The organism is Paraburkholderia sp. BCC1876 (genome assembly GCF_902833695.1).
GTDB lineage: Bacteria > Pseudomonadota > Gammaproteobacteria > Burkholderiales > Burkholderiaceae > Paraburkholderia.
In genome coordinates, this window is the sequence record NZ_CADFGI010000006.1 from 332697 (window position 1) to 347005 (window position 14309).

The following is a 14309-nucleotide window of genomic DNA, read 5'->3' on the forward strand; positions in this document are numbered from 1 at the left end:
TAGGCCGAATGTGCGATGGCCGTTGCTTTGCACGGTCGGTCGACCCTGCATGCGGCGTTCGCGGCACGTCATTCCGTGTTGATCGTGCATCAGCCATTCCCGTTAAGGCGCTCTGTTTAAATTAGGGCGCGCAGCGAGGCTTGTCAATCACGTCAGAGGAAAACGTGGTTACAAACGGGTGTAAGCGATGGCTGAGTCATGCGTAACGATTCACACGAGGTGGCGTGTCGACGCGAGGCGCTGAATTTTTACTGCAGTGCGGGAGAGCGGCGGAGAAGCGGGCAGAGAAGCGGCGGGAAGCTGGCAAGCAAAGCGGCGCGCACGCATGGCGGGCGAGGGCGCCTTGGGCCGGACCCTGTTGCGAGTCCGGCCGTGTTCCACAGTTCAGATTTCAGATCGGCGTGAAGCGGCGAGCGCCGCTGCCGGTCTTACTACGCCTGTTGCGGCTTGTTCGACAGCGCCAGTCGCAGCAGATCGGCGACCGTGTTGACGTTGAGCTTTTCCATGATGTTCGCGCGATGCGCTTCGACCGTCTTGATGCTGATGCCGAGGTCGTCGGCGATCTGCTTGTTCAAACGGCCGGCGATGATGCGCTCCAGCACCTGGTGCTCACGCGCGGTCAGCTTGCCCAGGCGCTCGGCGGCGGCGCGCTGTTGCTGGACGCTGGTGCTTTCGCTGCGCGCCTTGTCGAGCATGCGCTCGACCAGCTTGCGCAACTCGGCTTCGTCGAACGGCTTTTCGATGAAGTCCATCGCGCCTTTTTTCATCGTCGACACCGCCATCGGCACATCGCCGTGGCCCGTCACGAAGATGATCGGCAACACAGCGTTGTCGGCGATCAGGCGTTCCTGCAATTCGAGTCCGCTCATGCCGGACATCCGTACATCGAGAATCAGACACGCGATCTGGCCCGGTTGCTGATGCGGATGCCAGGCGTCGAGGAACTGCTCGGCGCCGGAGAAGCATTGCACGCGGTAGCCGTTCGCCTCCAGTAGCCAGCGCAGCGAATCTCGTACGGCCTCATCGTCGTCGACGACAAAGACGGTTTCCTGTGTGGTGACTGGGCTGTTCATAGCTCTCCCGTAACGGTTTGTGGTGTCGGCGCCTCTGACCCGCCGTTGCTCGGGCCGTCAGGCTCTCCAATAGGCAGACTGCAATGGAACGTGGCGCCTGTGATGTGACCGTCGGACTCGACGTTGTTGACCACCCACAGACGACCGCGGTGCGATTCGATAATCGAACGGCAAATGTTCAGCCCCATGCCCATACCATCGGACTTGGTGCTGTAAAACGGTTCGAACAGCCGCTCGGCTGTCGCTTCGTCGACGCCCGGACCCTGGTCGACGACACTGATGCAGACAAACCCGCTCTCCAGCCGCACAACCACGCGGATCACCGGATCGACCGCATTCGGGCGCGCTTCGGCCATGGCTTCGGCGCCGTTCTTCAGCAGGTTGACCAGCACCTGCTCGATCAGCACCGGGTCGACGTAGATCACCGGCAGACGCGAGCGCAGATCGGTGACGATGCGAATCCGCCGCTTGCGCACTTCGATCTCGGCCAGGCCCACCGCATCCGCGACGATATCGGCGACGCGCGTGGCTTGCCGCTTCGGCTCGCTGCGTTTCACGAACTCGCGAATCCGCCGGATGATCATGCCTGCCCGCACCGCCTGTTGGGCCGTCTTTTCGAGCACCGGCAGCAGATTGTCGGGCGTGGTTCGACCGGATTTAACCAGCGCCACGGTGCCGGAGCAATAGTTATTGATGGCGGCGAGCGGCTGATTCAGTTCGTGCGCGAGCGACGAGGCCATTTCGCCCATGGTCATCAGGCGGCTGGTGAACTGCAGTTTTTCGTCCTGCTGGCGCGACAGTTCCTGCGCCTGCTTGCGGGTGGTGATGTCGGTCGCGATCTGCATCTGCGCGAGGTGGCCGTCCACCCACTGAATGTACTGGCGGCGCACTTCGAACCATTTCTGGGCGCTTTGCACGTAGATTTCCTGTGCGTCGGCGGTGCTTTCGGTCAGCGCCGCAGCGGGCAGGCCCGCATAGGTATCCACCATATCGATCGAATCGGACGAGGCCTGTGCGCTATCGAACCCGCCGCCCGCCAATTCCAGATGGCCGTCCGGACGAATCCCGAACAGATGACGGTAGTAGCGGTTGGCGAACAGCAGTTCGGCTTCGTCGGCGGCCAGCACGGACACGGCCGCGTCGAGGCTTTCGAGCACCGTGGTGAAGCGTTCGTGCGCGGCGGCGAGTTCTTCGCGCGCGCGTTTCGGTTCGGTGATGTCGGTCATCGACGACATCCAGCCGGTCTGGCGGCCCGAACTGTCGATCAGCGGCGACACATAGAGGCGGGCGTGGAACGTCGAACCGTCTTTGCGGCGCACCCGCAGTTCGAAGCCCGACGACGGCGCCTTGCCGCGCAGCGTCATATCGAGCTGGCGTTGCATTTCCGGGTACGAATCGCGCGGCCAGTAGGCGAACGGCGCGTTCTTGCCGACCAGATCGCTTTCGTCCCAGCCGGTCATGCGGCAGAACGCCGGATTCACGTGGGTGATGCGGCCGTGCATATCGAGCACGCGCATACCGATCAGCACGGAATTTTCCATCGCGCGGCGAAAGAACGCTTCGGCGTACAGCGCCTGCTGCGCTTCGAAGCGTTGCCGCGTGTGCTTCCACAAACTCCACAGACTCCACAGCACGAAGCACGACAGGCCGGCCACCAGCCAGACGAGCGTGTTGTTGGTGAAGTTGGTCATCTGCGGGAACGCGTAGACGCGTACCGAGACGCCCTGGCCCGGCGGGTCGAGCGGCAGATCGTAGAACATGTCGCGCGGCAGGCGCGGGCGGGTCGACGTGGTGGTCAACTCGCGGTTGTTCACGTCGATGATCGAGATTTTGTATTTAGCCGATAACTCGGGCGGAATGTCGTGCTTCAGGATGCCTTCCACCGAGAACACGGCGGCAATCGTGCCGAGAAAGTCGCGGTCGCGGAACACCGGCGTTTGCAGCGTGATGTAGCCGTTGCCGACGTCGTCGTAGATCAGCGGGGAGTAGACCTGGCGGCGCGTGTTGCGCGCCTCGGTGAAGGCGGCTTTGACCGCCTCGTCCATTTGCGCGTCGTTCGGTTTGGCGAGACGCTGGCCGAACACGGGCAATGCAGTATTGGGCCAGCGCGGCTGCTGCTGACTCGTATACCAGTTCATGTAGAGGATCTCGGGATGCCCCTGCATGATGTCTGTTGTGGACACCTGGAACGAATGCGGATCGGCGTGGCCGGCGACCAGATCGCGGGCCAGCGCCTGAATCTGTTCCTGCGCGCCCGTCATGGACAGGCGGATCTGCTGCTGCGCCCACGCGACATTACGGTAAAGCGTGTCTTCCTGCTGTTGCTGTTCGCGCCGATTCAGGCTCCACAAAATCAGACTCATGACGACCAGGAACACCAGGATCGACAGGAGCGGCGTCAGCAAATAGGAATTCGACCACCATGGTCCATGGTGCCAGCGGGAGGACGGCGTCGAATCCGCCGGCGAACCAGCGGTGCGCGCCGAGCGAGCGAAAAGCCGTTCGGTCAACATGCGTGGCATTGTAGCGCAGCAGGTCGCTAGCAAATGGCGCAAAAAAGCGCTGAAAGTGCCATTAATCGGCGCAAACTAGCCGACGTATCCGTCGAAGGGCAGTCAATTCAGGTTGCGCCGCAGCAATTTTCCGCATTATGAGAAGTGATCTCGCAATTCGAAAATTTTGTTGCGCGGACGTCGGGACCCCTTTTACAATCGGCCGAAGCTGCCGCGGCCGTGCTTCGTCCGCGTCGTCTGTTCAAAGAGCGTTCCTCTAAATCCAGGAGACGAGCATGTCCGCTGTACCCGACGAAGTCATGAAATATGTCGCCGCCGAAAAAGACGACGATCCCCAGGAAACCGGCGAATGGCTGGAAGCGCTGGATGGCGTGATTTCTGCTGTGGGCCCCGATCGCGCCCACTACCTGATCGAGAAACAGATCGAATTCGCCCGCGTGCATGGCGAACATCTGCCGTTCTCGGCTAACACCCCGTACATCAACACGATTCCGGTTGCGCGCCAGGCGAAGATCCCCGGCGACCAGGACATCGAGCACCGTATCCGTTCGTACACCCGTTGGAACGCCATTGCCATGGTGCTGCGCGCCGGCAAGGACACCAACGTCGGTGGCCACATCGCTTCGTTCGCGTCGGCAGCCACTTTGTATGACGTCGGCTACAACCATTTCTGGCACGCTCCGTCGCCCGAACATGGCGGCGATCTGATTTTCGTGCAGGGTCATTCGTCGCCGGGTGTGTACTCGCGCGCGTTCCTGCTCGGCCGTCTGACCGAAAACCAGCTCGACAACTTCCGTCAGGAAGTGGGCGGCGAGGGCATCTCGTCGTACCCGCATCCGTGGCTGATGCCTGACTTCTGGCAGTTCCCGACCGTGTCGATGGGCCTCGGCCCGATCATGGCGATCTACCAGGCGCGCTTCATGAAGTACATGCACGCGCGCGGTATCGCGAAGACCACGGGCCGCAAGGTCTGGGCCTTCCTCGGCGACGGCGAAACGGACGAACCGGAATCGCTCGGCGCGATCGGTATGGCCGGCCGCGAACGCCTCGACAACCTGGTGTTCGTGATCAACTGTAACCTGCAGCGCCTCGATGGCCCGGTGCGCGGTAACGGCAAGATCATCCAGGAACTCGAAAGCGAATTCCGCGGCGCCGGCTGGAACGTCATCAAGGTGGTGTGGGGCAGCCGCTGGGATGCGCTGTTCCAACGCGACAAGTCGGGCGCGCTGATGCGCCGCATGATGGACGTCGTCGACGGCGAATACCAGACGTACAAGTCGGAGTCGGGCGCGTATGTGCGCGAACACTTCTTCAACACGCCGGAACTGAAGGCGCTGGTCGCCGAATGGTCCGACGAGGACATCTGGAACCTGAACCGCGGCGGCCACGATCCGCACAAGATCTATGCTGCGTTCACCGAAGCGTCGAATTCGCAAGGCCAGCCGACCGTCATTCTCGCGAAGACGATCAAGGGCTACGGCATGGGCGAAGCTGGCCAGGCGATGAACATCACCCACCAGCAGAAGAAGCTGCATGTCGATCAGCTGAAGAAATTCCGCGATCAGTTCCGTCTGCCGATCACCGACGAAGACCTCGTCAACGTGCCGTACCTCAAGTTCGAAGAAGGTTCGAAGGAACTCGAGTACATGCGCGCTCGCCGCCAGGACCTGGGCGGTTATCTGCCGGCGCGCCGTCAGAAGGCTGAGTCGCTGCCGGTGCCGGCACTGACGGCATTCGAGCCGCTGCTGAAAGGCACGGGCGAAGGCCGCGAGATCTCCACGACGATGGCGTTCGTGCGGATCCTGAACATCCTGCTGAAGGACAAGGCCCTCGGCAAGCGCATCGTGCCGATCGTGCCGGACGAGTCGCGTACCTTCGGTATGGAAGGCCTGTTCCGCCAGATCGGTATCTGGAATCAGGACGGCCAGAAGTATGTGCCGGAAGATTCCGACCAGCTGATGTTCTACCGCGAGTCGGAAACCGGTCAGATTCTGCAGGAAGGCATCAACGAAGCCGGTGGTATGGCGGACTGGATCGCTGCCGCGACGTCGTACTCGACGCACGGCGAGACCATGATCCCGTTCTACATCTTCTACTCGATGTTCGGCTTCCAGCGTATCGGCGACCTGTGCTGGGCAGCGGGCGACATGCGTTCGCGCGGCTTCCTGCTGGGTGGCACCGCGGGCCGTACGACGCTGAACGGCGAAGGTCTGCAACACGAAGACGGCCACTCGCTGCTGTGGGCCGCTTCGGTGCCGAACTGCATCAGCTATGACCCGACGTTCGGTTACGAACTCGCGGTTATCGTGCAGGACGGCCTGCAACGCATGGTCGCGGATCAGGAAGACGTGTACTACTACATCACGGTGATGAACGAAAACTACGAGCACCCGGCGATTCCGCAGGGCGACGCTGTAGCGGCCGACATCATCAAGGGCATGTACGCGTTCAGCAAGGCGGAAGCCGATGCGAAGGCGCCGCGCGTTCAACTGATGGGCGCAGGCACGATCTTCAACGAAGTGATCGCCGCCGCCGAGCTGCTGAAGAACGACTGGGGCGTCGCCGCCGACCTGTGGAGCGTGCCGAGCTTCACCGAACTCGCGCGCGAAGGTCACGAAGTGCAGCGCTACAACCTGCTGCACCCGAACGAAGAAAAGAAGCTCTCGCACGTCGAGAAGCTGCTCAAGGACGCACAAGGCCCGGTCATCGCATCGACCGACTACGTGCGCGCGCTGACCGAGCAGATCCGCGCGTTCGTGCCGCAGAAATTCGTCGTGCTGGGCACGGACGGCTACGGTCGTTCGGACACGCGTGAAAAGCTGCGTCACTTCTTCGAAGTCGACCGCTACTGGGTCACGGTTGCCGCGTTGAATGCACTGGCAGATGAAGGCACGATCGAACGCAAGGTCGTCGCCGAGGCGCTCAAGAAGTACAACCTTGATCCCGCCAAACCCAACCCGATGACCGTCTAAGGCATCCTTCCCCGTGTGCCACGGCGTGCGCGCCTGCTCCCGATTGCCGGGAGCAGGCTGCGTGCGCGGCCCAGGAGACACTAACAATGAGTCAAGCGATCGAAGTCAAGGTGCCGGACATCGGCGATTACAAGGACATTCCTGTGATCGAGGTGCTGGTGAAGGCGGGTGATACCGTCGAGAAAGAGCAATCGCTCGTTACGCTGGAATCCGATAAAGCGACCATGGACGTGCCGAGCTCGGCCGCCGGCGTCGTCAAGGAAGTGAAGGTCAAGGTCGGCGACAACGTGTCGGAAGGCGTGTTGATCGTCGTGCTGGAAGCGGCTGAAGGTGGTGCGGCGGCACCGGCACCGGCTCCCGCTGCTGCACCGGCTCCGGCGCCCGCACCGGCTGCTGCGCCTGCGCCGGCCGCCGCGCCTGCTGCAAGCGGTGGCGGTCTGCAGGACGTGAAGGTGCCGGATATCGGCGACTACAAAGACATTCCCGTGATCGAAGTCTCGGTGAAGGTCGGCGATCGCGTCGAGAAAGAGCAGTCGCTGGTGACGCTCGAATCCGACAAGGCGACCATGGACGTGCCGAGCTCGGTCGCCGGCGTCGTCAAGGAAGTGAAGGTCAAGGTCGGTGACAACGTGTCGGAAGGCTCGGTGATCGTGGTGGTCGAAGCCGAAGGCGGCGCGGCTGCCCCGGCTGCGGCGCCCGCGCCGAAGCAGGCCGTCGAGAAGCCGTCCGACGCGCCGGCCACGCCGTCGCCCGCACCGGCGCAACCGTCGGCGCTGGCTCAGGCACCGGTGATTCAGGCTGGCGAAGGTTCGCGTCACGCGAGCCACGCGTCGCCGTCCGTGCGCAAGTTCTCGCGCGAACTCGGCGTGGATGTCGCGCAGGTGCAAGGCACGGGGCCGAAGGGTCGTATTACGCAGGCCGACGTCACCGCTTTCATCAAGGGTGTGATGACCGGTCAGCGTGCTGCGCCGGCGGGTGCGGCTGCACCGGCTGCCGCAGGTGGCGGCGAGCTGAATCTGCTGCCGTGGCCGAAGGTCGACTTCACGAAGTTCGGTCCGGTCGATCCGAAGCCGCTGTCGCGTATCAAGAAGATCTCGGGCGCGAACCTGCACCGCAACTGGGTCATGATTCCGCACGTCACCAATAACGACGAAGCGGATATCACCGACCTCGAAGCGCTGCGCGTGCAATTGAACAAGGAAAACGAAAAGTCGGGCGTCAAGATCACGATGCTGGCTTTTGTTATCAAGGCGGTCGTCTCCGCGTTGAAGCAGTTCCCGACGTTCAATGCCAGCCTCGATGGCGATAACCTGGTGTTCAAGCAGTACTTCCATATCGGATTTGCTGCTGATACGCCGAATGGGTTGGTCGTTCCGGTTATTCGCGATGCGGACAAGAAGGGGTTGATCGATATCGCCAAGGAAATGGCCGAGCTGTCGAAGCTTGCTCGTGATGGCAAGTTGAAGCCGGATCAGATGCAAGGTGGGTGCTTCTCGATCTCGTCTTTGGGTGGGATTGGCGGTACCAACTTCACGCCGATTATCAATGCGCCTGAAGTCGCTATTCTCGGGTTGTCGCGCGGTGCGATGAAGCCGGTTTGGGATGGGAAGCAGTTTGTTCCGCGTCTCACTCTGCCGCTGTCTTTGTCGTATGACCATCGGGTGATCGATGGGGCTTCGGCGGCTCGGTTTAATGCGTATCTGGGTGCGATTCTTGCCGATTTTCGGCGTGTGATTCTTTGATCGAGTGATGTTGTGGGCGGGGGCGCGGGTTTGGTTGTTATCCGCGTCTCGCTGTAGAACCTGATTTCATGGCGGTCTATTAGCGTCGCCCCTGTGCGGGGCGGCACTTACTTTTCTTTGTCTTCCAAAGAAAAGTAAGCAAAAGAAAGGCGCGTCCTTGGGCGGACAGCAAAGGCTGATTCTGTCCTTGTTTCTGCCAGCTTTTAGGCTGTTTTGTGGCTTGTTCTTTCCATCACCGATCAATAAGAGAAGGGGACACTATGAGTCTCGTCGAAGTTAAAGTGCCGGATATCGGTGACTTCAAAGACGTCGATGTCATCGAAGTCAATATCAAACCGGGCGATGTCATCGAGAACGAACAAGCTCTCATGACCCTGGAGTCCGATAAGGCCTCCATCGAAGTGCCCAGCGATATCGCCGGCACCGTCAAGGAAGTCCGCGTCAAAGCCGGTGACAAAGTCTCGCAAGGCACTGTCATCGCTTTGGTCGAGTCGTCGGCCGATGCGGCGCCCGCGAAAGATGCGCCCAAAGCGCCCGCCAAAGAACCCGAAAAGGCTCCGGCTCAAGCCGAAGCGAAGCCGCAGGCAGCGCAAGCTGCTGCTGCACCGAAGGCCGCTGCGCCCGCTCCGCAAGCGGGTAGCTTGTCCGGTAGCGCCGATATCGAATGCGACATGCTCGTGCTCGGTTCGGGCCCCGGCGGTTATTCGGCCGCGTTCCGCTCCGCCGATCTGGGTATGAAGACGGTGCTCGTCGAGCGTTATTCGACGCTCGGCGGCGTCTGTCTGAATGTCGGCTGTATTCCGTCGAAGGCGCTGTTGCATACGGCGCTCGTTATCGACGAAGCCGAAGCGCTCGGCGCGCACGGCATCACGTTCGCCAAGCCGCAGATCGATCTCGACAAACTCCGTGACTTCAAGTCAGGCGTCGTCAAGAAGCTCACCGGCGGTCTCGCGGGTATGGCCAAGATGCGCAAGGTCGAAGTGGTGACGGGCACCGGCGCGTTCGTCGATCCGAATCACATGGAAGTGCAGACGGAAGCGGGCAAGAAGGTCGTCAAGTTCAAGCAGGCGATCATCGCGGCGGGCTCGGAAGCGGTGAAGCTGCCGTTCATTCCGGAAGATCCGCGCGTGATCGACTCGACCGGCGCGCTCGAACTGCGTCAGATTCCGCAACGCATGCTGGTGATCGGCGGCGGCATCATCGGGCTGGAAATGGCCACGGTGTACGCGACCCTCGGCGCGAAAATCGACGTGGTCGAAATGCTCGACGGTCTGATGGCCGGCGCGGATCGCGATCTGGTCAAGGTCTGGGAAAAGTACAACAGCAAGCGTTTCGCCAACGTCATGCTGAAGACCAAAACCACCGCGGCGGAAGCGAAAGACGACGGTATCTACGTGTCGTTCGAAGGCGAAAAAGCCCCGGCCGAAGCGCAGCGCTATGACCTCGTGCTGGTCGCCGTCGGCCGTACGCCGAACGGCAAGAAGATCGGCGCGGATAAGGCCGGCGTCGCGGTGACGGATCGCGGCTTTATCGACGTCGACAAGCAGATGCGCACCAACGTGCCGCACATCTTCGCAATCGGCGATATCGTCGGTCAGCCGATGCTCGCGCACAAAGCCGTGCACGAAGGTCACGTCGCCGCCGAAGCCGCTCATGGCGAAAAGGCGTACTTCGACGCGCTGCAGATTCCGTCGGTGGCCTACACCGATCCGGAAGTGGCGTGGGCCGGCAAGACGGAAGACCAGTTGAAGGCCGCCGGCATCAAGTTCGGTAAAGCGGTGTTCCCGTGGGCCGCGTCAGGCCGCGCGATCGCCAACGGCCGCGACGAAGGCTTCACGAAGCTGCTGTTCGACGAGGAAACGCATCGCGTGATCGGCGGCGGTATCGTCGGTCTGAATGCGGGCGACCTGATCAGCGAAGTCTGCCTCGCGATCGAAATGGGTGCGGATGCAACGGATATCGGTAAGACGATCCACCCGCATCCGACACTCGGCGAATCGGTCGGCATGGCCGCCGAGTTGTACGAAGGCGTCTGTACGGATCTGCCGCCGGTGAAAAAGAAGTAGTAGGGCGGTTCGGCTCGCCTGCTTCATGCAGGCGGCTCGACAGAGCTCGAGCCCATGAAAAAACGGCGCGCCCCGCAAAGGGCGCGCCGTTTTCTTTTACGCACGTACGTACCAACCAAAAGCCACCCACCAGCACCGCGTTGCCGTCCAACTGCCGTGACACCGTTCGACGCAGGACACATCAGGCCCGGCGCCCAAAAAAATCCCGGCCATTCGCCGGGCAAACGATACGTCGTTCAACGTATCGGAGCGTCCAGCCAATTAACACCGTGTGAGCGGCAACGGCGCGACGCTGTTGCTTAAGATAACGCCGGCGCCGCGAAAGAGCGGGGGCCGGCGTGTAGTGCTACGAATGCTGCCTGAAACTAGTGCTGTCTAAAAACTTAGACGGCCTTCTTGGCCGAGCGCGATGCTTGTGCAGCGGCTTGCGAAGCAGCCTTCGAAGCGGCCGTTGCGGCTGCATTGAAGTTGCTTTCGGCGATTTCAACAGCTTGCTTCGTTGCCTTGTGAACCGTTTCGTACGTCGTGTTAGCGGCGGTGATCGCCGACTTGATCACGGCGACAGCCGTTTCCGAACCAGCCGGTGCGTTCTTCGCAACGTTTTCGACGAGCGACTGAACCTTGCGGTTTTGCTCTTCGAATTGCGCTTCAGCGACGCGGGTGAATTCACCTTGCGTTGCCGAGACGATTTCATACACGTGACGGCCGTACGACAGCGCCTTCTCAGCAACCGGTTGCGCGAGGCTGGCTTGCAGTGCCAGCAATTCCTGGCCGTCCTTGACCGACAGCGCGCGTTGGGCATTTTCCTGGCTTTCCGCAATCGTCGACTTCACAACTTGCAGGTTCAGCTCAACCAGCTTTTCGACGCCTTCAAATGCCTTGGTCGTCAGGCCGAACAGCGTTTCAAAGTTGGCTTTCTGGGCTGCAGCGAATTGCTCAGGGGTCAGCAGAGTCATGGTTTACGCTCCTGGATTGCGGTCTGTCTGTGCGGACCGCTTTGGGTAAGTGGCGAGACGCCTTGAAGCTCGTCCCGCCGAACCGCGATGTATTGTGCATCGCAGCAATGGTTCCCATTTTAGGATGGCTGTGAGGAATGTCAAGCGCTTTTTGTGCGCCGCACAATATTAAGAAAGTGTTGATAAAACAATACCTTATGCAGCCAGCATGACGATCGTATGACGCAAGTTAAATTGACTGTCGCACTGCGCTGGTGCGCGATAGATCCGCATTTGTTACCGATCCCATGAGGTGTTTTGACCATCCGGCAGCGAGAAATGGTGCGAGGCGGTAACATCTGATCTGTGACAAAAAATCCGTAATCGACAAATCGATGTAAACCGGAAACTGTCACGGAACGTTAATGCGCTATGCGTGTCGAATGCGCGTTGGCGGTTTCCAGCAGGCGTTTAACAGCGGCGCAGCGAGACCCCAGCGACGTTCCATGGCACGGGCAATGCGTCACCCGCCTGTGCTCTGACCGTATTTCCCCTGATCAAGGTTGTCTCGATATTGCCGTTATGCTGGAAGAATCATCTCGATTCGATTGCATGGCGGCGACGACGGGGCGATGCCCGGTAGCGATTGTTTTTTTCGATCGACCGGTGGCACTTATTTGTGTTTTTGCGATCGGAGCTTACAAGCCGGTTTAAGGAGCGCGTATAAGTGCTTAAAATTGCTAATTTTTCGTTGTTTTACTACACTTGCGGAAACCTCTCGCCGCTCCCTACCGAACACCCATGAAAACCGACATGTTTTCGTCGCTAAAAGTGATCCACGGCGCGGCCCGCAGCACCGCTCTGTCGGTGGCCGCCTCCATGGTCATCGCAGCGGCGTTCGCCACGCCCGTCAGCGCTTTTGCCGCCACACCCGCCGCAGCACCCGCAAAAACCGCCAAACACGCTAAAACCGCCAAAAAGCCGGCCGCCGCTACCGCCAAGGTAGCGAGCAAGTCGGCCAAGGCCGGTAAAGGCGCGGCCGTGAAGGCCGTCGCCGCGGACGACGACGCGCCCCGCGCGAGCGTCAAGCGCAAGCGCGTGACATACACGTCGAACGGCCGCCGTCATACGGTGGTGCGCCGCGTCGCGTACGAACCGCGTCAGCCGACCGTCGGCCAGGCATTCGGTCTGCACGAAACGCCGGACGCGCTGATGCTGCGTTCGAGCGTCGCGTACGTGATCGATCAGAATTCCGGCGAATCGCTGTTCGACAAGAACTCGCGCGCCGTGGTGCCGATCGCGTCGATCACCAAGCTGATGACGTCGATGGTCGTGCTCGATTCGAAAGAGCCGATGACCGACCAGATCGAAGTCACGGACGAAGACCGCGACTACGAGAAGAACACCGGCTCGCGTCTGTCGGTGGGCTCGGTGCTGTCGCGTGAAGACATGCTGCACATCGCGCTGATGGCGTCGGAAAACCGTGCCGCCGCTGCGTTGTCGCGCTACTTCCCGGGCGGCCGTCCGGCGTTCCTCGCGGCGATGAACGCGAAGGCCAAGCAACTCGGCATGACCGACACGCACTTTGAAAACCCCACGGGTTTGACGAGCCAGAACGTGTCGAGCGCGCGCGACCTCGTGAAGATGGTCAACGCGGCGTATCAATATCCGCTGATCCGCAAGTTCTCGACCGATCACAGCTACGAGGTGTACACCGGCAAGCGTTCGCTGGCGTACAACAGCACCAATGCGCTGGTGCGTAACCCGACGTGGGACATCGGTCTGCAGAAGACCGGCTTCATCAACGAAGCAGGCGAGTGTCTGGTGATGCAGGCAACCATTCACGGCCGTCCGATGATCATGGTGCTGCTCGATTCGTCGGGTAAGTACTCGCGTTTCGCGGACGCGACGCGTCTGCGCACGTGGCTCGACAATGGCGGCGATCAGGCGCGTATTACCAGCGCGGATGCCGGCGGTCCGGGCACCTGAAGCGGTTCAGCGGCCGGTTCTTCGTGAACCGGCTGCGCCATGAAAAAAGCCTCGCAGCATGTATGTGCTGCGAGGCTTTTTTCTATCCTGCGTTTCGGCGCGAACTCTCGTTACCGAAGACTCACGCGTGATGGCCGTGCGAATGGTCCTGCGGGATTTGCGGCCGATACCCGAGCGACGCGGAAATCAGCAGCGCGGTCTGGCTGAGCTGGCCGAGCCAGGAGTCCTGCAGACGATCCGCCGGCGCGGACAGCGACAGCCCGGCGACCAGCTTGCCGGTGTCGTCGTAAATGCCGGCCGCGATACAGCGCACGCCCAGTTCAAGCTCTTCGTTGTCGCGCGCGGAGGCTTGCTGGCGAACGATCGACAACTCACGTTCGAGTTTCGTCAGATCCGTAATGCTGTTCTGCGTGTGGCCCGACAGGCCGGTACGTGTGGCATAAGCGCGCACGCGGGTCGATTCGTCGGCGGCGAGGAACAGTTTGCCGACCGAGGTCAGATGCAGCGGTGCCCGCCCGCCGATTGCCCGCACCACCTGCATGCCCGAGCGCTCGGAATAGGCGCGCTCGATATACACGATCTCGTCGCCCTGGCGCACCGACAGATTCACCGTTTGCCCTGTCTGGCGATGCAGTTCGCGCATCGGCGTGAGCGCCGCGTCGCGTACGGACAGGCGCGCTTTCACCAGATTGCCCAATTCGAGCAGGCGCATGCCGAGACGGTACGTGCCGGGGTCCGAACGGTCGACCAGCCGGCACATCACCATATCGTTCAGGATGCGGTGCGCGGTGGACGGATGCAGTTCCGTACGGATGGCGAGTTCTTTCAGGCTGACCGGGTCGCTGTGCGCGGCGAGGGCGTCGAGCAAGCGCATCATGCGTTCGATCACCTGGATCGAAGTTTTGGGATCCGGGTTCGTGTCGCTCATGGGAGGAATCGGTTGACGCGTCAAACAGCGGAAATTGATTGTATCTCGTATTGTGAAAAAAGCGAACGCGGTTGGAAAACCTATTCCAATT

8 protein-coding genes are annotated in these 14309 nt (G+C 61.1%); 4 read left to right on the top strand and 4 right to left on the bottom strand.

What is annotated here, in order from left to right:
- Positions 1 to 431 precede the first annotated feature (431 nt).
- Together fixJ and fixL are read right to left on the bottom strand one after the other, a co-directional pair.
- Positions 432 to 1073 (bottom strand): oxygen response regulator transcription factor FixJ, encoded by a 642-nt coding sequence (gene fixJ / locus HWY05_RS23245; RefSeq protein WP_035546514.1) that lies wholly within the window; start codon positions 1071 to 1073, stop codon positions 432 to 434.
- Positions 1070 to 3586: a PAS domain-containing sensor histidine kinase gene (fixL, locus tag HWY05_RS23250; RefSeq protein WP_208459106.1), complete on the bottom strand. Its 2517-nt coding sequence runs from the start codon at positions 3584 to 3586 to the stop codon at positions 1070 to 1072. The genes fixJ and fixL overlap by 4 nt, the downstream gene beginning before the upstream one ends.
- Before the next feature lie 275 nt (positions 3587 to 3861).
- Between fixL and aceE the strand changes: the two genes are divergently transcribed.
- From aceE to lpdA, 3 genes are all read left to right on the top strand, one after another.
- A complete protein-coding gene (gene aceE, locus HWY05_RS23255; protein ID WP_035546513.1) occupies positions 3862 to 6558 on the top strand; it encodes a pyruvate dehydrogenase (acetyl-transferring), homodimeric type in 2697 nt (898 codons plus the stop codon).
- A gap of 86 nt (positions 6559 to 6644) precedes the next feature.
- Complete coding sequence (gene aceF, locus HWY05_RS23260) at positions 6645 to 8300, top strand: dihydrolipoyllysine-residue acetyltransferase (RefSeq protein WP_176059786.1); 1656 nt, start codon at positions 6645 to 6647, stop codon at positions 8298 to 8300.
- A gap of 260 nt (positions 8301 to 8560) precedes the next feature.
- Positions 8561 to 10366 carry a dihydrolipoyl dehydrogenase gene (gene lpdA, locus HWY05_RS23265; RefSeq protein ID WP_176059787.1) on the top strand — a complete coding sequence of 602 codons (1806 nt, stop codon included), beginning with the start codon at positions 8561 to 8563 and terminating at the stop codon, positions 10364 to 10366.
- Between the two features lie 383 nt (positions 10367 to 10749).
- On the opposite strand, the gene HWY05_RS23270 is transcribed toward lpdA, so the two are convergent.
- Complete coding sequence (locus HWY05_RS23270; protein ID WP_035546507.1) at positions 10750 to 11322, bottom strand: phasin family protein; 573 nt, start codon at positions 11320 to 11322, stop codon at positions 10750 to 10752.
- Positions 11323 to 12102: 780 nt separating this feature from the next.
- On the opposite strand from HWY05_RS23270, the gene pbpG reads away from it, so the two are divergent.
- Positions 12103 to 13290 (top strand): D-alanyl-D-alanine endopeptidase, encoded by a 1188-nt coding sequence (gene pbpG, locus HWY05_RS23275; RefSeq protein WP_176059788.1) that lies wholly within the window; start codon positions 12103 to 12105, stop codon positions 13288 to 13290.
- A gap of 121 nt (positions 13291 to 13411) precedes the next feature.
- Here the strand turns inward: pbpG and HWY05_RS23280 are convergent, their stop codons facing one another.
- Positions 13412 to 14218: an IclR family transcriptional regulator gene (locus HWY05_RS23280; RefSeq protein ID WP_035546503.1), complete on the bottom strand. Its 807-nt coding sequence runs from the start codon at positions 14216 to 14218 to the stop codon at positions 13412 to 13414.
- Positions 14219 to 14309: the final 91 nt, after the last annotated feature.

What these genes read in the sequence shown, in the direction of transcription:
- HWY05_RS23280 (WP_035546503.1), bottom strand. Translation starts at nt 14,218, where the DNA reads ATGAGCGACACGAACCCGGATCCCAAAACTTCGATCCAGGTGATCGAA.
- aceF (WP_176059786.1), top strand. Translation starts at nt 6,645, where the DNA reads ATGAGTCAAGCGATCGAAGTCAAGGTGCCGGACATCGGCGATTACAAG.
- fixL (WP_208459106.1), bottom strand. Translation starts at nt 3,586, where the DNA reads ATGTTGACCGAACGGCTTTTCGCTCGCTCGGCGCGCACCGCTGGTTCG.
- lpdA (WP_176059787.1), top strand. Translation starts at nt 8,561, where the DNA reads ATGAGTCTCGTCGAAGTTAAAGTGCCGGATATCGGTGACTTCAAAGAC.
- HWY05_RS23270 (WP_035546507.1), bottom strand. Translation starts at nt 11,322, where the DNA reads ATGACTCTGCTGACCCCTGAGCAATTCGCTGCAGCCCAGAAAGCCAAC.
- pbpG (WP_176059788.1), top strand. Translation starts at nt 12,103, where the DNA reads ATGAAAACCGACATGTTTTCGTCGCTAAAAGTGATCCACGGCGCGGCC.
- fixJ (WP_035546514.1), bottom strand. Translation starts at nt 1,073, where the DNA reads ATGAACAGCCCAGTCACCACACAGGAAACCGTCTTTGTCGTCGACGAC.
- aceE (WP_035546513.1), top strand. Translation starts at nt 3,862, where the DNA reads ATGTCCGCTGTACCCGACGAAGTCATGAAATATGTCGCCGCCGAAAAA.